The 18,921-nt window shown below is 71.7% G+C and carries 21 protein-coding genes and 1 pseudogene; 13 read left to right on the top strand and 9 right to left on the bottom strand.

Annotated elements, in window-relative coordinates; all coding sequences use genetic code 11:
• Nucleotides 1-39 precede the first annotated feature (39 nt).
• Nucleotides 40-2,784: a DEAD/DEAH box helicase gene (locus QMK34_RS17725; protein ID WP_442785167.1), complete on the top strand. Its 2,745-nt coding sequence runs from the start codon at nt 40-42 to the stop codon at nt 2,782-2,784.
• Entirely contained in the window at nt 2,784-3,971 is a 1,188-nt protein-coding gene (locus tag QMK34_RS17730) for an SWIM zinc finger family protein (RefSeq protein ID WP_442785168.1), read from the top strand. Before QMK34_RS17725 ends, QMK34_RS17730 begins: the two co-directional genes overlap by 1 nt.
• Nucleotides 3,972-4,212: 241 nt before the next feature.
• On the opposite strand, the gene QMK34_RS17735 is transcribed toward QMK34_RS17730, so the two are convergent.
• Nucleotides 4,213-5,463: an alpha/beta hydrolase gene (locus QMK34_RS17735; RefSeq protein ID WP_326415138.1), complete on the bottom strand. Its 1,251-nt coding sequence runs from the start codon at nt 5,461-5,463 to the stop codon at nt 4,213-4,215.
• Between the two features lie 95 nt (nt 5,464-5,558).
• Here QMK34_RS17735 and QMK34_RS17740 point away from each other — a divergent pair, with 95 nt between their 5' ends.
• The 7 genes from QMK34_RS17740 (at nt 5,559) to QMK34_RS17770 (ending at nt 12,520) form a co-directional block, all read left to right on the top strand.
• On the top strand, nt 5,559-6,959 hold the full coding sequence (locus QMK34_RS17740) for a WS/DGAT/MGAT family O-acyltransferase (RefSeq protein WP_326415139.1): 1,401 nt from the start codon (nt 5,559-5,561) through the stop codon (nt 6,957-6,959).
• Between the two features lie 164 nt (nt 6,960-7,123).
• Nucleotides 7,124-8,191 (top strand): acyl-CoA dehydrogenase family protein, encoded by a 1,068-nt coding sequence (locus QMK34_RS17745; RefSeq protein WP_326415140.1) that lies wholly within the window; start codon nt 7,124-7,126, stop codon nt 8,189-8,191.
• A gap of 2 nt (nt 8,192-8,193) precedes the next feature.
• Nucleotides 8,194-9,366 carry an acyl-CoA dehydrogenase family protein gene (locus QMK34_RS17750; RefSeq protein WP_326415204.1) on the top strand — a complete coding sequence of 391 codons (1,173 nt, stop codon included), beginning with the start codon at nt 8,194-8,196 and terminating at the stop codon, nt 9,364-9,366.
• Entirely contained in the window at nt 9,363-10,271 is a 909-nt protein-coding gene (locus QMK34_RS17755; RefSeq protein WP_326415141.1) for a bifunctional MaoC family dehydratase N-terminal/OB-fold nucleic acid binding domain-containing protein, read from the top strand. Before QMK34_RS17750 ends, QMK34_RS17755 begins: the two co-directional genes overlap by 4 nt.
• The gene (locus tag QMK34_RS17760; RefSeq protein WP_326415142.1) at nt 10,268-10,672 is read left to right on the top strand and encodes an acyl dehydratase; all 405 of its coding nucleotides are present in this window, start codon (nt 10,268-10,270) and stop codon (nt 10,670-10,672) included. Before QMK34_RS17755 ends, QMK34_RS17760 begins: the two co-directional genes overlap by 4 nt.
• Nucleotides 10,669-11,835, top strand: a complete 1,167-nt coding sequence (locus QMK34_RS17765; RefSeq protein ID WP_326415143.1) for a lipid-transfer protein — start codon at nt 10,669-10,671, stop codon at nt 11,833-11,835. Before QMK34_RS17760 ends, QMK34_RS17765 begins: the two co-directional genes overlap by 4 nt.
• 94 nt (nt 11,836-11,929) lie before the next feature.
• Nucleotides 11,930-12,520: a DUF5134 domain-containing protein gene (locus QMK34_RS17770; RefSeq protein ID WP_326415144.1), complete on the top strand. Its 591-nt coding sequence runs from the start codon at nt 11,930-11,932 to the stop codon at nt 12,518-12,520.
• On the opposite strand, the gene QMK34_RS17775 is transcribed toward QMK34_RS17770, so the two are convergent.
• Nucleotides 12,496-13,005 (bottom strand): riboflavin kinase, encoded by a 510-nt coding sequence (locus tag QMK34_RS17775; RefSeq protein ID WP_326415145.1) that lies wholly within the window; start codon nt 13,003-13,005, stop codon nt 12,496-12,498. The two genes, QMK34_RS17770 and QMK34_RS17775, sit on opposite strands and share 25 nt — an antisense overlap.
• Nucleotides 13,006-13,137: 132 nt before the next feature.
• A complete protein-coding gene (locus tag QMK34_RS17780; RefSeq protein ID WP_326415146.1) occupies nt 13,138-13,923 on the bottom strand; it encodes a methyltransferase domain-containing protein in 786 nt (261 codons plus the stop codon).
• Between the two features lie 114 nt (nt 13,924-14,037).
• Here QMK34_RS17780 and QMK34_RS17785 point away from each other — a divergent pair, with 114 nt between their 5' ends.
• Entirely contained in the window at nt 14,038-14,436 is a 399-nt protein-coding gene (locus tag QMK34_RS17785; protein WP_326415147.1) for an NUDIX hydrolase, read from the top strand.
• 78 nt (nt 14,437-14,514) lie between these two features.
• A complete protein-coding gene (locus QMK34_RS17790; RefSeq protein WP_326415148.1) occupies nt 14,515-14,961 on the top strand; it encodes a GNAT family N-acetyltransferase in 447 nt (148 codons plus the stop codon).
• A gap of 151 nt (nt 14,962-15,112) precedes the next feature.
• Here the strand turns inward: QMK34_RS17790 and QMK34_RS17795 are convergent.
• Both QMK34_RS17795 and QMK34_RS17800 read right to left on the bottom strand, forming a co-directional pair.
• Nucleotides 15,113-15,421, bottom strand: a pseudogene (locus QMK34_RS17795) (VOC family protein); the annotation flags it as partial.
• The gene (locus tag QMK34_RS17800) at nt 15,418-15,774 is read right to left on the bottom strand and encodes an ArsR/SmtB family transcription factor (protein ID WP_326415205.1); all 357 of its coding nucleotides are present in this window, start codon (nt 15,772-15,774) and stop codon (nt 15,418-15,420) included. The gene QMK34_RS17800 and the pseudogene QMK34_RS17795, both read right to left, overlap by 4 nt.
• Nucleotides 15,775-15,967: 193 nt before the next feature.
• On the opposite strand from QMK34_RS17800, the gene QMK34_RS17805 reads away from it, so the two are divergent.
• Complete coding sequence (locus tag QMK34_RS17805; RefSeq protein WP_326415149.1) at nt 15,968-16,477, top strand: mycothiol transferase; 510 nt, start codon at nt 15,968-15,970, stop codon at nt 16,475-16,477.
• 71 nt (nt 16,478-16,548) lie between these two features.
• A complete protein-coding gene (locus QMK34_RS17810) occupies nt 16,549-16,698 on the top strand; it encodes a hypothetical protein (RefSeq protein WP_326415150.1) in 150 nt (49 codons plus the stop codon).
• Between the two features lie 148 nt (nt 16,699-16,846).
• Here the strand turns inward: QMK34_RS17810 and QMK34_RS17815 are convergent, their stop codons facing one another.
• The 4 genes from QMK34_RS17815 to QMK34_RS17830 form a co-directional block, all read right to left on the bottom strand.
• Nucleotides 16,847-17,146 carry a hypothetical protein gene (locus QMK34_RS17815; protein WP_326415151.1) on the bottom strand — a complete coding sequence of 100 codons (300 nt, stop codon included), beginning with the start codon at nt 17,144-17,146 and terminating at the stop codon, nt 16,847-16,849.
• 94 nt (nt 17,147-17,240) lie between these two features.
• A complete protein-coding gene (locus QMK34_RS17820) occupies nt 17,241-18,212 on the bottom strand; it encodes an NAD(P)-dependent alcohol dehydrogenase (RefSeq protein WP_326415152.1) in 972 nt (323 codons plus the stop codon).
• On the bottom strand, nt 18,209-18,442 hold the full coding sequence (locus QMK34_RS17825; RefSeq protein WP_326415153.1) for a helix-turn-helix transcriptional regulator: 234 nt from the start codon (nt 18,440-18,442) through the stop codon (nt 18,209-18,211). The genes QMK34_RS17820 and QMK34_RS17825 overlap by 4 nt, the downstream gene beginning before the upstream one ends.
• Complete coding sequence (locus QMK34_RS17830; protein WP_326415154.1) at nt 18,436-18,864, bottom strand: hypothetical protein; 429 nt, start codon at nt 18,862-18,864, stop codon at nt 18,436-18,438. Before QMK34_RS17830 ends, QMK34_RS17825 begins: the two co-directional genes overlap by 7 nt.
• Between the last annotated feature and the right edge of the window lie 57 nt (nt 18,865-18,921).

The raw sequence follows: 18,921 nt of genomic DNA on the forward strand, positions 1-18,921 counted from the left end.
TACCGCCGTTTGTCGGTACCGTGCTCTAACGTGCGGTGCGTGGAGTTCGACACGCGCACCCAAGCCACCTACGTCCCGTCAGATCCGCCGCGGGACGGGGTGCTCGCGTTGTGGGGTGAGGGCGTCGAGGGCGACACCCCGATCGAGCTCGTTCTCCCGGTGGGCAAGGCGTTCCGGCGCACCAAGGTCAGCGCGGACGTCGTCCCGCTCTCCCGCGCGGTGCCCCGGCTGCTGACCGCCGAGGGCGAGCTCAGCCCGGCGATCGCGGCCTGGTCCGCGGCCGTCAACGCCGGGGTCAACCTCATCGCGCGCGGCAGGCTGCTGCCCGCGGTCTCGCCCGGCGGGCTCGATTCGTGGCGGGTCGGGCCGCTCGACGTGGCCGACGAGGAGCAGCTGCGCGGGCTCGCCGCGGCCCTGCCGCCGGAGGCGCACGCGCTGCCGCTGTCCGGGCTCAAACGCATCCGGCTGCATTCGCCGGAGTCGCTGATCCGCGCCCTGTGGGACGCCACGGCCGACGTGCTGGTCCGCGGTCCCGCGGCCGGTGTGGCCGCGGGCGGGCCCGCGTTCGCCGCCGCGGAGCCCACGCTGGTCGGCCCGGACGGCGCGGCGTGGCTGGCCGAGTTGGGCGCGCAGGAGTCCTCGGGCGCGCAGCTCGTGCTGCGCGTGGAAGTCGTCGAAGGTGAGCAGCCGTCGTTCGCCGGGGTGCTGGCGATGCGCAGCGCCGCCGATCCGAGCCTGGTGGTCGAGGCGGCGACGTTGTGGGACGCGCCGGACGCGGTGCTGGAAAGGCTGGGCGAGCAGGTCGAGACCCAGCTGCTGCTCGGCCTGCGGCGTGGCGCGCGGGCCTGGCCGCCGCTGGCCAGGGTGCTGCGGGCCGCCGCGCCGACCGGGCTCGAACTGTCCGACGAGGAGGTCGTCGACCTGCTCTCGCACGGTGGCCGGGCGCTCGGCGCGGCCGGCATCGAGGTCCTGTGGCCCAAGGGGATGTTAGATGGCGAGCTCAAGGCGAAGGCGAGCGCCACGCAGGTGCCCGGCAGCGTCACCGGCCCGGTGTTCACGCTCAAGAGCCTGCTGGCGTTCCGCTGGCGGCTGAGCCTGGGCGGTGACGAGCTCACCGAGCAGGAGGTCACCGAGCTCGCCGAGGCGAAACGTCCGCTCGTGCGGCTGCGCGGCCAGTGGGTCAAGGTCGACGCCGCGATGCTGGCGAAGCTGCGCGCCCGCCGGACCAAGAAGCTGACCGGCGCACAGGCGCTGGCCGCGACGCTGACGGGCGAGCTCGAGCTCGACGGCGAGAAGGTCGAGTTCGCGGCGCCGTCCGCGCTGGCCGGCCTGGCGCGCCGGATCCGGGAGAGCGCGGCAGAACCGATCGAGCCCTCGCCCGACCTGCACGCGACCCTGCGGCCGTACCAGCGCGCCGGGCTCGGCTGGCTGGCCACGATGACCGGGCTCGGGCTCGGCGCCTGTCTCGCCGACGACATGGGGCTCGGCAAGACGATCCAGCTCATCGCGCTGCACCTGCACCGCCGCGAGCTCGGGGCGGGGCCGACGCTGGTCCTGTGCCCGACGTCGCTGCTGGGCAACTGGGAGCGGGAGTTCGCCCGGTTCGCCCCCGGCGTGCCGGTGCGGCGGTTCCACGGCGGCGGCAGGCATCTCGACGACCTCGGCGCGGACGAGGTCGTCCTCGCCACGTACGGCGTGCTGCGGCGGGACAGGGCCACTCTGTCCGAAGTGGACTGGGGACTGGTCGCGGCCGACGAGGCGCAGCACGTGAAGAACCCGCTTTCGGTGACGGCGAAGGAATTGCGCAAGGTCCCGGCGGCCGCGCGCGTCGCGCTCACCGGCACCCCGATGGAAAACCGGCTGACCGAGCTCTGGTCGTTGATCGACTGGACGACGCCGGGGCTGCTCGGCCCGCTCGACCGGTTCCGGCGGACCGTCGCCCGGCCGATCGAGCGCGACCGCGACACCGCCGCCACCGAGCGGCTCGCCGCGACAGTGCGGCCGTTCTTGTTGCGGCGCAAGAAGACCGACCCCGACATCGCGCCCGAGCTGCCGCGCAAGACCGAGACCGACCGGTTCGTCCCGCTCACGGCGGAGCAGACGACGCTGTACGAGGCGGTGGTGCGGGAGAACCTCGCGATCATCCGGGAATCGCAGGGCCTGCAGCGGCAGGGCCAGGTGCTCAAACTGCTGACCGAGCTCAAGCAGATCTGCAACCACCCGGCCCAGTACCTCAAGGAGCCGGGGGTGCTGCGCGGCCGGTCCGGCAAGCTCGCCGCGTTCGAGGAGCTGCTCGACGTCATCCTCGACGAAGGCGACAGCGTGCTCGTGTTCAGCCAATACGTGCAGCTGCTCAAACTCCTGGAGACCAGGCTGGCCGAGCGTGGCCTGCCCGCCGCGCTGCTCTCGGGGCGGAACTCGCCGAAGGAGCGCGAGGAGATGGTCGCCCGGTTCCAGGCGGGGGAGGTGCCGGTGTTCCTGCTCTCGCTCAAGGCGGGCGGCGTCGGCCTCAACCTGACCAGGGCCACCCACGTGATCCACTACGACCGCTGGTGGAACCCCGCGGTGGAGGACCAGGCGACCGACCGCGCGTACCGCATCGGGCAGGACAGGCCGGTCCAGGTGCATCGCCTGATCGCCGAGGGCACCCTGGAGGAGCGCATCGCCACGGTGCTGGAGACCAAGCGTGGCCTGGCCGAAGCCGTCATCGGCGCCGGGGAGAACTGGATCACCGAGCTGTCCGACGCCGAGCTGACCGAGCTGGTCCGGCTGGACGGTGACTGATGGTCAGGCGGACCTTCGGCAACACCTGGTGGGGCAAGGCCTGGGTGGAAGCGCTCGAACTGCGCGCGAAGCTGGACCCGAACCGGCTTCCCCGTGGACGTACGTACGCGCGCAAGGGCACGGTCAGCGGGCTGAAGGTGACCAGCGGCGAGATCACCGCGCGGGTGCGCGGCAGCCGGTCCGTGCCGTACCGGGTCACCATCCGGATGCGCGGGTTCACCGGCGAGCAATGGGAGTCGCTGCTGGTCACGGTCGGTGCCCGGCTGGGGCACGCGGCCGCCCTGCTCGACGGGGAGCTGCCCGCCGAGCTCGCCGTCCGCGCCAGGGCAGCGGGCGCGGACCTGTTGCCGGGGCCGGGTGATCTGGGGCCGAAGTGTTCCTGCCCCGACCCGGCGAATCCGTGCAAGCACGTCGCGGCCGTCTACTACCTGGTCGCCGACGAGGTCGACGCCGACCCGTTCGTCCTGTTCCTGTTGCGCGGCAGGACCCGCGAGAAGGTCCTGGCCGAGCTGCGGGCCCGGCGGGCTCCGGCCCGCCCGCGTGGCAAGCCGTCGCGGCGCGTGGTGGATCCCGGGCTGGCGCCGCACGAAGCGTTCGCGAGGCGCCGCGCGCCCGTTCCCCGGCGGCGCCCGGTGCCGGACGAGCCGGGTCCGCCCGCCGTGCTCGCCGTGGATCCGCCCGCGGCGACGGGATGGAGTGCCGGTGTGCTGGCCGCCTTGGCGGCGGACGCGGCTTCGCGGGCCTGGGAGTTGCTCGCGGATCCGTCGCGGGCCGCCGCCGAGCTGTCGATCGAGGAGGATCTGGCGCGCCGGGTCGTCGCCCGCCCGGCCGGGCTCGGTGCTCTCGCCACCGCCTCCGGGGTGCCACCGAAAGACCTCCAGCGCTGGGCGTACGCCTGGCGAGAGGCAGGGCGCGGCGGCGTGGCCGCGCTGGTGGAGAGCTGGCAGCCCGCGCTCGCCCCGCTCGAAGAGGCGAAGGCCGAGCTGGCCGAGTCGGGGCTGCCCGGCCAGGTGAAGGCCTGGCGGAACAGGCTCACCCAGGGAGAGCTTCAGCTGCGGCTGGGCCGTGACGGGCGGTGGTACCGCTTTGTCCGCGACCAGGCGACCTGGCGGCTCGACGGCCCGGCCGCAGACCGGCCCGCCGACGTCAGCTACCCCGTGAACCCCCTGGGTTCGGAAGACCTCTGAAGGCCACCATGACGGCGTTAAACGCCGTCATGGTGGCCTTCAGAGACTTCCCGAGACCCCTCCATGCGCCCCAAAGTGGCATTCGGTGCGTCCAACGCAACCAATGCCACAGTCGGGCCACGCAGCAGGCCCCAGACCCCCGAAAACGGCAGCAAAGGTCCCTTGCTCCCGCGCCCGAAGGTCCCTGAAGGCCACCTTCACAGCGTCTAACGCCCTCAAGGTGGCCTTCAGAGCACATCGGCTATCCGGTGGACCGGCCCGTCGAGGCGGGGGAGGTGCGGTAGGCCCATTCGAGGAAGCGCTCGGCGCCGCGGACCACGTGTGCGCCACGGATCGAGGAGAAGGTCTCGAAGGCGTGCTGCGCCCCGGGGATCTCGGCGTAGGCGACCGGGTTCCGGGACTTCTCCCGCAGCCGCCGCACGAACTCGCGCGCCTCGCGGACCGGCACCATGGTGTCCCGTTCGCCGTGCACGACGAAGAACGGCGGTGCCTCGTCGATGATCCGGTCGAGTGGCGAGGCGGCGAGGTAGTCGTCGAGGAACTCGGCCGGACCCCGGTCCGGCTCGAAGACGTGTTTCGTGATCAGCGTCTTGAGCCTGGCCTTGCTCGCGCGCGAACCGGAGGTCGCGGCGAAGTCGTACACGCCGTAGAACGGGACGCAGGCGTTGACGCTCGTGTCGGCTTCGGTGAAGCCCGGCTGGAGCGTGGGGTCGTTCTGGGTCAGCGCGAGCAGCGCCGCGAGGTGCCCGCCCGCCGAGCCGCCGGTCGCGGCCACGAACGCCGGGTCCCCGCCGTAGGTCGCGATGTTCTCGTGGATCCAGGCCAGCGCGCGTTTCGCCGCGATGATGTGCGCGGGCCAGCGCGCGGCGGGGGAGAGCGGGTAGTTGATCGCGACGCAGACCCAGCCTCGCTTGGCCATCTGCAGCATCAGCGGCAGGCCCTGGTGGTCCTTGTCGCCGATCATCCAGGCGCCACCGTGCACCTGAAGCAGCACCGGGGCCCCGGTGACGGGCTCGCGCGGGCGGTAGACGTCCAGGAGGAAGCGTTTGCCCCCGGGCGCGTAGGCGATGTTCCGGTCGCGGCGGACCTCCGGGTCACGCAGGCGGAAGGGCAGGGCCAACTGGCCCCACGGCGTGGCCAGGTCCTTCGGGCTCGGCGGGTGGGCCAGCTCGTCGAGATAGGCCGTGCCGATGCTTTCGGTGAGCGCGGTCTCGATCACGCCGCGGGCCTTCTGGGAGTTCGCGATGAGCGCGCCGAGCCCGGCCATCGAGAGTCCGGCCAGCGCGAGGCCCGCCTTGCTTTTCGGGCCGCGCCCGAGCAGGTGCGCGGCCGTGTCGGCGGCGGTGAGGGTCAGCAGGTGGGGGGCGAGCTCGTCGGTCAGCCACCCGGCGAAGAACGCCGGGATCGACGTCCGCGCGCCTCGTGGCGGCTTGAGCGCGTTGGCCACCAAGGCGAGCTGCAGGGCACGGCGAGTGGCGAAGTTCGGCTGCACGGAGGCTATGTTACTCGCGCGTAGCCCAGAGTAGAACCGGAGTAGAACCACAGTAGAACCGGTTGCACCCGGCCGGGGGGCTTACGCTGGCGGACATGCAGAGACTGAGCGGCCTCGACGCGAGTTTCCTCTATCTGGAGACCTCGTCACAGCTGCTGCACGTCTGCGGGTTGATCACGCTCGACGGTACGACCGTGCCGGGTGGCTACGGCTTCGAGCGGCTCAAGCGCACGCTGGCCGAGCGGGTCCGGCTGATCCCGGCATTCCGCCGCAAACTGCACAATCCACGCTGGAACCTCGGACATCCGGTCTGGGTCGAGGACGAGGAGTTCGACCTCGACCACCACGTCCACCGCGTCGGCCTGCCCGCGCCGGGCGGCCGCGCCGAGCTCGCCGGGTTCTGCGCCCACGTCGCCGGTCAGCAGCTCGACCGGGCACGGCCGCTGTGGCAGCTCTACGTCATCGAGGGGCTCGCGAACGGCGAGGTGGCCGTCTTCCTCAAGATGCACCACGCGAGCGTCGACGGTGTCAGCGGCGCGAGCCTGATCACCTACCTGTCCGGCCTGTCGCCCGACGCGCCGCCGCCGGAGATCGGCGGGGACGTGCGCCACAACGGCGATGTCCCGGCCCGGCTGGACCTGCTGCGCAGCAGCGTGACGTCGTTCGCGAAGCGGCCGCTCGAGCTCGCCAAGCTGGTGCCGGACCTCGTCGAGCTCGTCCCCCGCTGGGTCGGCAAAGCCTTGCGCGGCAAGGGAATGCCCGTCCCGTTCACCGCGCCGCGCACCTCGCTCAACGGCACCATCACCAGCCATCGCTCTGTCGCGTACGCGCAGCTGGAGCTCGACGACGTGAAGACGGTGAAGAACGCCTTCGGGGTCACGGTGAACGACGTCGTGCTCGCGCTGGTCTCGGGCGCGCTGCGGCGTTTCCTGTCCGAGCGCGGCGAGCTGCCGGAGGATCCGCTCGTCGCGACCGTGCCGGTTTCGGTGCACGAGCGGACCGAACGCGACCACGGCAGCAACAAGGTGTCCGCCTTCTTCGCCTCGCTGCCGACCCACCTGGCCGACCCGGCCGCGCGCGTGTTCATGCTCGCCGAGTCGAACCGGCTGTCCAAGGACCACCACTACGACATCGACGCCGACATGCTCCAGGACTGGGCGCAGTTCTCCGGCGCGACCGCGTTCGGCCTCGCCGTGCGCGCGTACTCGGCGCTGCGCCTGGCGGAGAAACATCCGGTGGTGCACAACCTGGTGGTCTCCAACGTCCCCGGCCCGCCCATGCCGCTGTACCTGCTCGGCGCGCGGATCACCGGGCTCTATCCGCTCGGGCCGGTGTTTCACGGCGCCGGGCTGAACGTCACGGTGCTGTCCAACGCGGGCAAGGTCGACGTCGGCCTGATCGGCGCCGAGGAGCTGGCTGGCGACCTGTGGCCGCTCGCCGACGCGCTGCCCGACGCGCTCGAGGAACTGCTCAAGGCCGCGCCCCAGCCCGGCTGACTCGTTCGGCGTCAGCGGGCGTGGACCGAGGTGCGGGCGGCCAGGCCACCGAGTGCAGCGGCACCGTCGCTCCCTTTCGGTGAAGGGGTTGCCCTTCCCGGCCGTTCCGGTTAAGACTAGAACAGGTTTCAGTATTTGCCCATTCGGCGAGGTTGGGAGCCGGTGTGGACTTCACCCTGGACGACACGCAGACCGAGATCGTCTCGCTGGCGGCGAGCGCGCTCCGCCGGTCCGCGGATCCCGGCGAACAGTGGCACGCGCTCGCAGGCACCGGCCTGCTTTCGCTGTCCCTGCCCCCGGAACTGGACGGCGACGGCCTCGGCGTCGCGGAGGTCGCGCTCGTGCTGACCGAGGTGGGCCGCGTCGCCGCGGCCGTGCCCGCCTTCGCCGCGCTGGCACTGGGCGTCCTGCCGCTCGGCGCGCTGGGCAGCGCGGCGCAACGCGCGGAGTTGCTCAGCCCGGTCGCGGCGGGGGAGGGCCTGCTCACCGCCGCCCTGCACGAACCGTCCGCCCCGCTGACCACCACGCCGTCCACGACGGCGACGGCCGCACACGGCGACTGGCGGCTCAGCGGGACGAAGGTCGGCGTGCCCTGCGCGGCCGAGTCGTTGCGCGTGCTCGTCCCGGCGTCGATGCCCGGTGGCGCCGGTGTTTTCCTGGTCGACCCGCACGCGCCAGGGGTGTCCCTCAGCCGGACCCGGAACTCCGCCGGGACGCCCGAGCACACGATGGTCCTGGACGCGGTCCGGGTCGCCGAAGCCGATCTCCTCAACGACCGGAGTCCCGGCGAGGCGGTCGCGACCGTGCACCGGTTCGCGCTCGCCGGGGCCGCCGCACTGGCCGACGGCCTGATCGCGGGCGCGCTCGCGCTGACCACCCGGCACCTCGGCGAACGCGAGCAGTTCGGCCGCCCGCTGGCCGCGTTCCAGGCGGTGGCCCAGCAGATCGCGGACGTCTACGTGGCGTCGAGAACCGTGCACCTGGCCGCTCAGTCGGCCGTCTGGCGGCTGTCCGCCGGGCTCGACGCGGACGCCGAACTCGACATCGCCGCGTACTGGCTCGCCGGGCAGGCGCCCGCCGCACTGGCGATCTGCCACCACCTGCACGGCGGGGTCGGCGTCGACGAAACCTATCCGCTGCACCGCTTCTACTCGGCGGTAAAGGATCTGGCGCGGCACGTCGGCGGTGCCACGCACCGGCTGGACCGGCTCGGCGAACTGGTGGCGGGATGACGATGCGACTGGACCTGACCGCGGCACAACGCGAACTGCGCGCGGAACTGCGGAAGTACTTCGCCGGGCTGATCAGCCCGGACGAGCGGTGGGCGATGCTGCGGGAACGGCACGGGCCGGTGTACCGCGAGATCGTCCGCCGGATGGGCGCCGACGGGTGGCTCGGCGTCGGCTGGCCGGAACGCTACGGCGGCCGCGGCTTCGGCGAGATCGAGCAGCACCTGTTCGTCGACGAGGCCGCGCGCGCCGACGTCCAGCTGCCCTCGGTCACGCTGCAGACCGTCGGCCCGACGCTGCAGACGTTCGGGACCGAGGAGCAGAAAGCGTTGTTCCTGCCCAAGATCCTGGCCGGGCAGGTGCATTTTGCGATCGGCTACACCGAGCCAGAGGCCGGGACGGATCTCGCGTCGCTGCGGACCACCGCGGTGCGGGAGGGCGACGAGTACGTGGTCGACGGGCAGAAGATCTTCACCACCGGCGGCCACGACGCCGACTACGTCTGGCTCGCCGTGCGGACCGCGCCGGACGCGCCGAAGCACAAAGGCATCTCGATCCTCATCGTCGACACCCGCGACCCCGGCTACTCGTGGACGCCGATCATCACCTGCGACGGCGCGCACCACGTGAACTCGACCTACTACTCCGGCGTGCGAGTGCCCGCGAACATGCTGGTAGGCAAGGAGAACGAGGGCTGGCGGCTGATCACCGCCCAGCTCAACCACGAGCGTGTGATGCTCGGCCCGGCCGGGCGGATCGGCGGCCTGTACGACCGTGTCCGCGACTGGGCCGTCACCCGCGAGACCCCGGACGGGACGCCGCTGCTCGACCTGCCGGACGTGCGGGCCGCGCTCGGCGAAACCCTCGCCACCGCGCGGATCAACGAGCTGCTCAACTGGCAGGTCGCGGCGTCCTCGGCGGCCGGGCCGGTGACCGTCGCCGACGCCTCGGCCACCAAGGTCTTCGGCTCGGAACGGATCCAGCGCGTCAGCGGTCTGCTGGAGGAAATCCTGGCGCGCCACGGTGATCCGGCCGACCCGGACACCGCGGACCTCGCGGAGTGGCTCGACGTGCTGGCCAAACGAAACCTGGTGCTCACCTTCGGCGGCGGGGTCAACGAGATCCAGCGCGAGCTGATCGCCACCGCCGGGCTCGGCCTGCCGAGGGTGCCGCGATGAGCCTCCAGGAGACAGCGGAAAAGCTGGCAGCGCAAGGGGAATCCTCGCGTCGGCCCGCACGTGACGTGGTGAACCAGGCGATGGTCAACAACTGGGTCGAGGCGCTCGGCGACGCCAACCCGGTCTACACCGACCCCGCGTTCGCCGCCGCGAGTGTCCACAAGGGACTCGTCGCGCCCCCGGCGATGGCGCAGGTGTGGACGATGAACGGCCTGCACGGCACCCGGGCCGCGGACGACCCGCTCGGCGCGATGATGGAGGAACTCGACGGCGCCGGGTTCACCTCCGTGGTCGCCACCAACTCGGAGCAGACCTACCACCGCTATCTGCGCCACGGGGAACTGGTGTCCGCCACCACCCGGCTGGAGAACGCCGCCGGCCCGAAGCGCACGGCGCTGGGCGAGGGCTGGTTCGTCACCACCCGCACCATCTGGTACGTCGGTGACGAGGTCGTGGCGGAGATGATGTTCCGGGTGCTCAAGTTCGCGCCACCGGACGCGAAACCCCCGGCCGCGCCGGTCCTGCGGCCGGTGATCAGCCTCGACACCGCGTTCTTCTGGGAAGGACTGAAGGCGGGGGAGCTGCGGATCCAGCGCTGGGGTGACGTCCTGCGGCACCCGCCGGGCCCGATGCCGCCGGACGGCGCTCTGGACGCGGTCCCGGATTACGTCGTCGCGAGTGGACTCGGCACCGTCCACAGCTACGTCGTGCACCATCATCCGCCCTTGCCCGGTAAGGAACTCCCGTTCGTCGTGGCGCTCGTCGAGCTGGACGAAGGCGTCCGCGTGCTGGCCGAGCTGCTCGACGTCCCGCCCGGCGAGGTCCACATCGGACAGCGCGTCGAAGCCGCGTTCGTCCACGTCGACGACGACCTGACCCTGCCCGCCTGGAGGCTCGCGCGATGACCGTCCCCTGCGCCGTCGGCACCGAACTGCCGCCGCTGACCATCGAGGCGACCCCGACGTTCGTGGTGAGCACCGCGCTCGCCACCCGGGACTTCCAGGATGTCCACCACGACCGGGATTCCGCCGTGGCCAGGGGATCGAAGGACGTCTTCCTCAACATCCTCACCGACACCGGCCTCGTGCAACGGTTCGTGACCGACTGGGCGGGCCCGGAAGCGCTCGTGCGCTCGGTCAAGATCCGGCTCGGGGTGCCGTGCTACGCCTATGACACGCTCACGTTCTCCGGCCGGGTCGTCGAACGGGACGGGGCGGACGTGGTGGTCGGGGTCAGCGGCATCGGCGTCCTCGGCGAGCACGTGACCGGGACCGTCGCGGTCACGATGCCGGGCGGACCGTCATGAGCCTGTCCGGCAAAGCGGCCATCGTCGGCATCGGCGCGACCGAGTTCTCCAAGGAGTCCGGGCGCAGCGAACTCCGGCTCGCCTGTGAAGCCGTGCTGCACGCGCTGACCGACGCCGGGCTCCGTCCATCCGATGTGGACGGACTGGTGTCGTTCACCATGGACGGCAGCAACGAGATCTCGGTCGCGCGTGAGCTGGGGATCGGTGAGCTCGAGTTCTTCAGCCGCGTCCACTACGGCGGCGGCGCCGCGGCGGCGACCGTGCAGCAGGCGGCGATGGCGGTGGCCACCGGCGTCGCCGAGGTGGTCGTGGCCTACCGCGCGTTCAACGAGCGGTCCGGGCAGCGGTTCGGCCAGGTGTCCGCGGCCGCCGCGCAGCAGGTGAACACCTCCGGGGTGGACAACGCGTTCCACTACCCGGTGGGCATCGCCACCCCGGCCGCGACCGTCGCGATGCTCGCCAGGCGGTACATGCACGACTACGGCGCCACCAGCGAGGATTTCGGGCGGATCGCCGTGCTCGACCGCAAGCACGCGGCGACGAACCCCCGCGCGTGGTTCCACGGCAAGCCGATCACGCTGGAGCAGCATCAGGCGTCGAGATGGGTCGCCGAACCGCTGCACCTGCTCGACTGCTGCCAGGAGAGCGACGGCGGCGTGGCGCTGGTCGTCACCAGCGTGGAACGCGCCCGCGACCTGGCCCGCCCGCCCGCGGTGATCGCCGGGGCGGCCCAGGGCAGCGGGCCCGACCAGTACGTGATGACCAGCTACTACCGCGACGAGCTCGCGGCGCTGCCCGAAATGGGCGTGGTCGGGCGCAGGCTGTGGGCGCAGTCCGGGCTGCGACCGTCCGATGTGGACGTCGCCGTGCTGTACGACCACTTCACCCCGTACGTGCTGATGCAGCTGGAGGAACTGGGATTCTGCGGCCGCGGCGAGGCCAGGGACTTCATCGCCGGGGACACCCTGGAACTGGGCGGCGCGCTGCCGCTCAACCCCCACGGCGGGCAGCTCGGCGAGGCCTACATCCACGGGATGAACGGCATCGCCGAGGGCGTGCGTCAGGTCAGGGGGAGCTCGGTGAACCAGGTCGCCGGGGCGGCGCGGGTGCTCGTCACCGCGGGCACCGGCGTGCCGACCAGCGGGCTGGTCCTCACGGCTTAGCCCCGCGTCGTCACCTCATTGACGGCTGGTGCCCGGCGGCGGTTCCTGCCACGGTGAGACGAACGTCCGGCGACCGAGCGTGAGGGGGCGGCCTGTGCACGGCCCGGTGGTGGTGGCGTGGATCCTGACGGTACTGGTCGGCCTTCTCGCCCTGCCCTGCGTGCTGCGGCTCGCCCGGCTCGACTACGTCCGGCTCGGCCAGCGCGTGCGCAACGGCGACGTCGCCGAATTGCTGCTCGTGTTCGCCATGGTCGCCATGCTGTCGCCGGTCGGCGGGCCGGTCCCGGCCGCGGGCTGGCAGGCGGTCTTCGCGCTCACCGCGGCCTGGTTCGCGATCTCGTGGTGGCGCGGCCGCCGCCCCGGCGGTCTCCACCAGGCGCACGGCCAGTGCTCGCACCACGCGATCTCCGCGCTGGCCATGCTCGCCATGCTGACCGCGATGCCGCACGGCGGCGCGGCACACGGACCGTGGCTGACCATGTCCGCGATGGCCGCCCCGGCCGGACCGGCGTGGCCGGTGCTCGCGATCGCCGCCGCGGCCTACTTCGCGGTGGACGCCGTCAGGGCGGGGGTGCTGGCCGTGCGGGCGGAGGGTTATCGCGGCCCCGACGGCCTGGTCTCCCGTGCGGTCTGCCGGTCCGTGATGGGCGTCGGCATGGGTTACATGCTGCTGGCGGCGCTCTGAGCGGGGTTGTGCGGAGGGTTTCGAGCGTGAACGCCTCGCACCTCGCCCGGCCGCAGTCCGTGGCCTGGGTCGGGCAGCGCGTCGGCCGGGTGGTCGTCGCTCCACGAGCGCGCGGTCTCGATGTCGTGGTCCAGCGCCTTGATGAGTTCCTCGGCCGAGTCGTACGCCCGCTGTTCGCGCAGGTGGCACCCGAGCCAGACGGTGAGCTCCTCGTCGTAGAGGTCGGCGGTGAAGTCGAGCAGATGGGCTTCGAGCAGGCGGTAGCCGTCGGCGCCGTAGTAGGTGGGCCGCCGCCCGACCGACACCGCGGCCGCCACTCTGGTGCCGTCGGCGCGCTGCACCCAGCCCGCCCACACGCCGTCGCCGAGCTCCCCGCGCTGGTCGGCCAGCGCGATGTTGGCCGTCGGGAAGCCGAGCTCCCGGCCGCGCTGATCGCCCGTTTCGACCGTGCCGCGCACGACGAAGAACGCGAATTCGGTGGTCATCTCAGTGTCCGTTCTCCCGGTTCCGTCCATGGTTACATCAACCACGGCAGCGGGTCGAGTCTTCCCACCGCCTGGCCGGGGTGAGCCCGCGCACGGCGGCGGCGGATTCGTCCACTGTGTACAGACGGGGGATCACCGGCCGCTCACCACCAGCCGGTAGCCGAGATCGAGCTCGCCGAGCTCCAGCAGCCGCCCGTGCCTGCGGTGCCAGGTGCCGTCGGCGAGGTCGGCGGCCAGCCGGGTGATCCCCGCGGCGACGACGCCCGGGTCGAGCAGCGCCAGCCCGGACATCGCCGTGCGCACCCGTGCGGACAGGTAGGCCTCCGGGCGTCGCCAGTAGGCGCCGAGGAAGCCGTCCACGCAGTCGGCCGGCACCGGCACCGGCAGCACCTCCGGTGCTTCGAGGCCCGCGCACACGGCGTCGAGGCAGGCGAGTCCCCGTTCGTGCGCGGCGACCTCGGGGAGGTAGTCCCTGACCAGCCAGAACCCGGCGACCAGCGCCGGGTCCCAGGTCAGCACCACCTGTCGCCGGGAGACGCGGCGGAGCTCGGCGAGCCCGGCCGCGGCATCGGTCCAGTGGTGCACGGTGAGCACTGCGAGACCCGCGTCGAAGGACCTGTCGCGGAACGGCAGGTGCTCGGCGTACGCGCGCACGGCCGGGGCCGCCGCGGGCGGGCGCTGGGCGATCATCCGGGATGACGGCTCGACGGCGACCACCTCGCGGCCGTCGGGCTCGTAGGATCCGGCGCCCGCGCCGACGTTGACCACCGTCGTGGCGTCCCCGAGCGCGGCGGTGATGGCGGCCGCGACGCGCGGGTCGGGGAGGCGCCGGGCGGCGTAGCCCTGCCCGAGCACGGCGTACGGGTCTGGCACGGCGTAGGGGTCGCCACTGCGCTGTGGTGCTTCTCCGCTGACCATGTGTCTCCCCCTGGTGGCCAGGCACACCGGCAGCCAGTCTAACCACAAAGGTTACCGGCGGGTAGAGCCGTTCCCGGCTTGCTGTGCCACCCCGATGGCGAGTTCACTGCACCCGTGACGACCATCGACAAGATCGCCTGGATCCAGCTGGAAGCCGGCAAGATCCTCGGCACCCGATCGCGGGGCAAGGACGTCTTCTACCTGCCGGGGGGCAAACGGGAGATCGGCGAGACCGATGTCCAGACCCTGGTGCGGGAGATCCACGAGGAGCTCACCGTCGGGATCACGCCCGCCAGCGTGACCCAGTTCGGCACCTTCCAGGCGCAGGCGCACGGCCAGGTGGCGGGCACCGCGGTCCGGATGACCTGCTACACCGCCGAATACCGGGGAACGCTCAAGCCGAGCAGCGAGATCGAGGAGCTCGCCTGGCTGACCTACGCCGACCGGGACCGCGTGTCCCCGGTGGACCAGATCATCTTCGACCACTTGCACCACACGGGCCAGCTCGCCTGAATCGGCCCGCCGGAGTTCGCCGATCGCGCCGCCGATTGGCCGTTCCGCCGCGCGGCGGGCGCGGTCAGGATGATCGGCATGATCGAGATCAGCCCGGTGCGCCCGGGGGACCGGCCGGGCTGGGAAGTGCTGGCGCGCGGCTACAAGGCGTTCTATCGCACCGAGGTGTCCGACGCCGGTTACGACGAGGCGTGGCGGGGGTTGCTGCGCGACGACGAGGTGCACGGGCTTGTCGCGCGCCTCGACGGGAACGTCGTCGGCATCGCCCACTACCTGGTCCACGCCGACATCTGGTCGCCCGGCGCCTGCTATCTGCAGGACCTCTTCGTCGACGAAAGCGTGCGAGGCCAGGGTGTCGCGCGCGGGCTCATCGAGCGGGTCGCCGAGCTGGCACGGGACAAAGGCCTCTCGCGGCTGTACTGGACCACTCGGCAGGACAACGCCCGTGCCCGCGCGCTCTACGACAAGGTCGCGGACTTCCGCGGTTTTCTTCGTTACGACTACCCGCTTTCGCCGATTTCGTAGGCCTCCTCCAGTAGCGCCGCGAATCCGTCGAGACCAGCCAGGCGCTCCGGCCAGAACCGCGTCGTGGTGCCGTCGCCCATCCCAGCTGGGACAGCATGATCAGGTTGCCGCAGGTGTCGTCGAGCAACGCCTGCGTGACCGGGCCCATCCGGACGGGCTCCTGGGTGAACGTGACGCCCAGCTCGCGCAGCCGGGCGTACTCGGCGTGGACGTCCTCGGTGCCGAAGGTGGTGATCGGCACCCCGGCGGCCCGCAGCCCTTCCTGGTCGGCCTGCGCGATCGGGTTCGCGCTGGGTTCCAGCACCAGTTCGACGTCCTGTCCCGGCGCGCCGACGGTCAGCCAGCGGAACTCGCCGAGCGGGATGTCGGCGCGGTTCTCGAAGCCCAGCTTGCCGGTGTAGAACTCCAGCGCCTTGTCCTGGTCCTGGACCGGGACGCTGGTGACGATGAGCTTGATCATGGGTTCTCCTGCTCGGGGGTGGGTTCGGTGCGGCGTGCCTGCTCGCCACTGGCCGATTCGGTGGCGAGCGCGTCCGGCGGCCGCGACCAGAACCGGCGGTAGCGCTGCAGCCAGTCGTCGATCTCGCGCAGCGGGGCGGGATCCACGGTGTAGAGCCGGCGCGTGCCGTCGGGCCGCACGGTCGTGAAGCCGTTCTCCCGCAACACCCTGAGGTGCTGGGAGACGGCGGGCTGGGTGATCCCGAACTCGGCCCTGACCCCGGCCGTCACCGCACCGGAAGCCTGTTCGCCGTCGGCGAGCAGCTCCAGGATGCGGCGGCGGACCGGATCGCCGAGGACGTCGAACGCGTGCAGGCTTGCCGTGTGCCCTGATGGGAGCCTTCACGGCGTTTAACGCTGTCATGGTGGCCTTCAGGGCACGCGTGAAACGGTCGTGGCGGTATGGAGGGTAAGCGGCTTCGAAGGACAGGCGCCCGAGGCTTCGAGCGGCGGCCGCTGCGACACTAAGGTGGGTTCGCAGGCTACGGACGACGGGAAGTGGGCTCTGATGACGGTGGCGGACGTGCTGGTCGACGGATTCGACCGGATTCGCGAGGTGGTGCACGGCGCGGTCGAGGACCTGTCCGCCGCGCAGCTGGCCGAGCGCCTCGACGGCGACGCGAACTCGATCGGGTGGCTCGTCTGGCACCTCACCCGGGTGCAGGACGATCACCTCGCCGGGCTGACCGGCGCGGAACAGGTCTGGACCGCCGGTGGCTGGGACGAGCGGTTCGGCCTGCCCTTCCCCGCCGCGGACATCGGCTACGGCCACAGTTCCGACGACGTCGCGGCCGTGCGCGTCGAGTCGCCGGACCTGCTCACCGCCTACCACGACGCCGTGCACGACCAGACGGTCGCGTGGGTGGGCAAGCTGACGGAGTCCTCCCTCGACGAGGTCGTCGACGAGAACTGGGAGCCGCCGGTGACCCTGGCCGTGCGGCTGGTCAGTGTGCTGTCCGACGACCTGCAGCACGCCGGGCAGGCGGCGTTCACCCGCGGGATCCTGCTCCGCCGCTGACGCGTACGCGCCGACGCCAGGTACCTCAGCGCGGCATCGTCGCCGAGGAGCTGGCCAGGCTGGCCCGCCGCGTGCCCGGCCTCGGCGCACGGGAACTGGGGGAGATCGGCCGGGAACTCGACCGGCTGGTGGAGGACCTGCTCGTCACACCCGCGTCGGCGATGCCCGCGCGGACCGGACAGCTGCGACGGGTCTTCGGGTTACCCGCGGAGGCGGCATGAGCACGTGGTGGCTGGCGAAAAGCACCCGAAAAACGGTGCTGGTGTTGCACATCCTGTCCTCGGTCGGCTGGCTCGGGCTCACCGTGGGCAACGTCGTGCTGATGTTCACCGCCGTCCTGACCGAGGACGCGGCGCCGCAGCACGGCGCCTACCTCGCCATGGGCAGGGTCGGTGACCTGCTGCTCGTCCCGATCAGCCTGCTCGCACTGGGCACCGGCGTGGTGCTCGGGCTCGGCACGCGGTGGGGGTTGGTCCGGTACTGGTGGGTGCTGGTCAAGGTCTTGCTCACCTCGATCGCGGTGCTGCTCACGCCGTTTTCCCTGCTGCCCGGCCTGCACGAGGCCGTGGCGCTCGTCAGGGCGGCGCCGCCGGGGGTGCTCGCCGACGTCGCGGACCTGCGCGTCGGCGAGCTGTCCGCGGTGTGGGTCTCGTCCGCGACGTACCTCACGATGCTGGTGCTGTCGGTGGGCAAACCCGGGGGGAGGATCAGGAAAAAGGTCGCCGGACCGGGGCGGACCCCGGGCGGTGGTGACCGCTCACCGTCACACCGTGACGACGACCTTGCCGCGCGTGTGTCCTTTGTGGACGTAACGGATGGCGTCGGGGACCTCGGCGAGGGAGTACGTCCGGTCGATGACCGGCGTGACCTCCCCCGCCTCGACGGCCTTCCGCAGGAATTCGAGGTCGTCCTGGCGTTCCACCGCGAACATCCCCCGGAGTCGCTGACTCACGAACGGCGTCAGCAATGCCGCGCGCAGCAGGCGTTCCGTGCCGCCGAGCCACTTCCCGCCGCCCTCGCCGCCGACGATGACCAGGGTGCCGTCCCTGGTCAGTGCCCGGCGGAGGTGGGACAACGGGCGGTTGCCCGCGGTGTCGAGGATGAGGTCGTAGCGGCTTGACCCGTCCGCGAAGTCTTCGCGGGTGTAGTCGACGACCTCGTCCGCGCCGAGCGAACGGACCAGATCCGCCTTCGCCGTGCCGCACACCCCGGTGACCCGCGCGCCGAACAGCTTGGCCAGCCGCACAGCGAACGTCCCCACCCCGCCCGACGCGCCGATGACCAGGACGTGCTGCCCCGGCCGCACCTTTCCCGCGTCGCGAAGTGCCTGCAGGGCGGTGATCGCGGAGATCGGCACGGCCGCCGCCTCCTCGAACGTGAGGTTCGACGGCTTCGGCGCCACCTTGTCCTGCCTGGCGCACGCGTACTCGGCGAACGCGCCTTCACACCAGCCGAACACCTCGTCACCCGGCCGGAACCGGGTCACGCCCTCGCCGACGGCTTCGACCCGGCCCGCGAAGTCACGGCCCCGGATCCGCACCTTCGGCGCGCGCAGGCCGAAGCCCATCAGGCGGATCAGATACGCCTTGCCGGTCATGAGGTGCCACACGCCCGGATCGACGCTCGCCGCCCGCACCCGCACGAGCAGCTCACCCGGCCCCGCCGCCGGTTCCGGAACGTCCTTGAACTCCAGCACCTCTGCCGAGCCGTAGCTGTCCTGCACGATGGCCTTCACGGTCTCTCCTCGGTGCTGTCCGGGTACTGGAACACGTCGTCGAGCGGCACGCCGAACACCCGCGCGATGCGGAAGGCCATCTCGAGGGAGGGCGAATACCGGCCCGCTTCGATGGCGATGACGGTCTGGCGGGTCACGCCGATCCGCTCGGCCAGGTCCGCTTGGGTCATTTCGCCGCCTGCGAACCGCAGTGCGCGGATCACGTTGGTGACCTTGGTCGGCTTCACCATGGCTGGAATCCCCGGCGGTAGGCGACGATCTTGGCGGCGGAGCCGAGGATCGCCGAGAGGAAGAACGCCAGGCAGACCGCGTTGGCGATCCAGAAGTAGCGCACCTCGGCCAGCGCCATGACGAGTGCCGCCACCGCGCCGAGCACGACGAACGACTGCCCGAGGTGCTCGCCGAACCGGCCGATCTCCCGATCCCGCTGGTCGGCCCTGCCGGAGTCACGGGGCGACGCGATCCTGGCCACGATGTTGAGCACGATCGTCGCCAGGATCGCGGCGCCGACCGTCCACAGCAACGCCGTCACATAAGGCACTTCGGCGAGCGGACGGCCGCTCGCTCTGGCGAGAACGACGGCCAGGTACACCGCGTACGCGGCGACGGCGACCACCGCCATGATCCACGCACGCTTCTCTTCGTAGGCCACGGCCGACTCCCAGGTAAAGAAATGTTGACATCTAGAAGGTAAAACAACCCAGACATC

The organism is Amycolatopsis sp. H20-H5, assembly GCF_035828755.1.
GTDB lineage: Bacteria > Actinomycetota > Actinomycetes > Mycobacteriales > Pseudonocardiaceae > Amycolatopsis.

Coding starts and splice junctions, on each gene's coding strand:
- QMK34_RS17730 (WP_442785168.1), top strand. CDS start 2,784: ATGGTCAGGCGGACCTTCGGCAACACCTGGTGGGGCAAGGCCTGGGTG.
- QMK34_RS17740 (WP_326415139.1), top strand. CDS start 5,559: ATGCAGAGACTGAGCGGCCTCGACGCGAGTTTCCTCTATCTGGAGACC.
- QMK34_RS17750 (WP_326415204.1), top strand. CDS start 8,194: ATGCGACTGGACCTGACCGCGGCACAACGCGAACTGCGCGCGGAACTG.
- QMK34_RS17755 (WP_326415141.1), top strand. CDS start 9,363: ATGAGCCTCCAGGAGACAGCGGAAAAGCTGGCAGCGCAAGGGGAATCC.
- QMK34_RS17760 (WP_326415142.1), top strand. CDS start 10,268: ATGACCGTCCCCTGCGCCGTCGGCACCGAACTGCCGCCGCTGACCATC.
- QMK34_RS17765 (WP_326415143.1), top strand. CDS start 10,669: ATGAGCCTGTCCGGCAAAGCGGCCATCGTCGGCATCGGCGCGACCGAG.
- QMK34_RS17775 (WP_326415145.1), bottom strand. CDS start 13,005: ATGACCACCGAATTCGCGTTCTTCGTCGTGCGCGGCACGGTCGAAACG.
- QMK34_RS17780 (WP_326415146.1), bottom strand. CDS start 13,923: ATGGTCAGCGGAGAAGCACCACAGCGCAGTGGCGACCCCTACGCCGTG.
- QMK34_RS17790 (WP_326415148.1), top strand. CDS start 14,515: ATGATCGAGATCAGCCCGGTGCGCCCGGGGGACCGGCCGGGCTGGGAA.
- QMK34_RS17805 (WP_326415149.1), top strand. CDS start 15,968: ATGACGGTGGCGGACGTGCTGGTCGACGGATTCGACCGGATTCGCGAG.
- QMK34_RS17825 (WP_326415153.1), bottom strand. CDS start 18,442: ATGGTGAAGCCGACCAAGGTCACCAACGTGATCCGCGCACTGCGGTTC.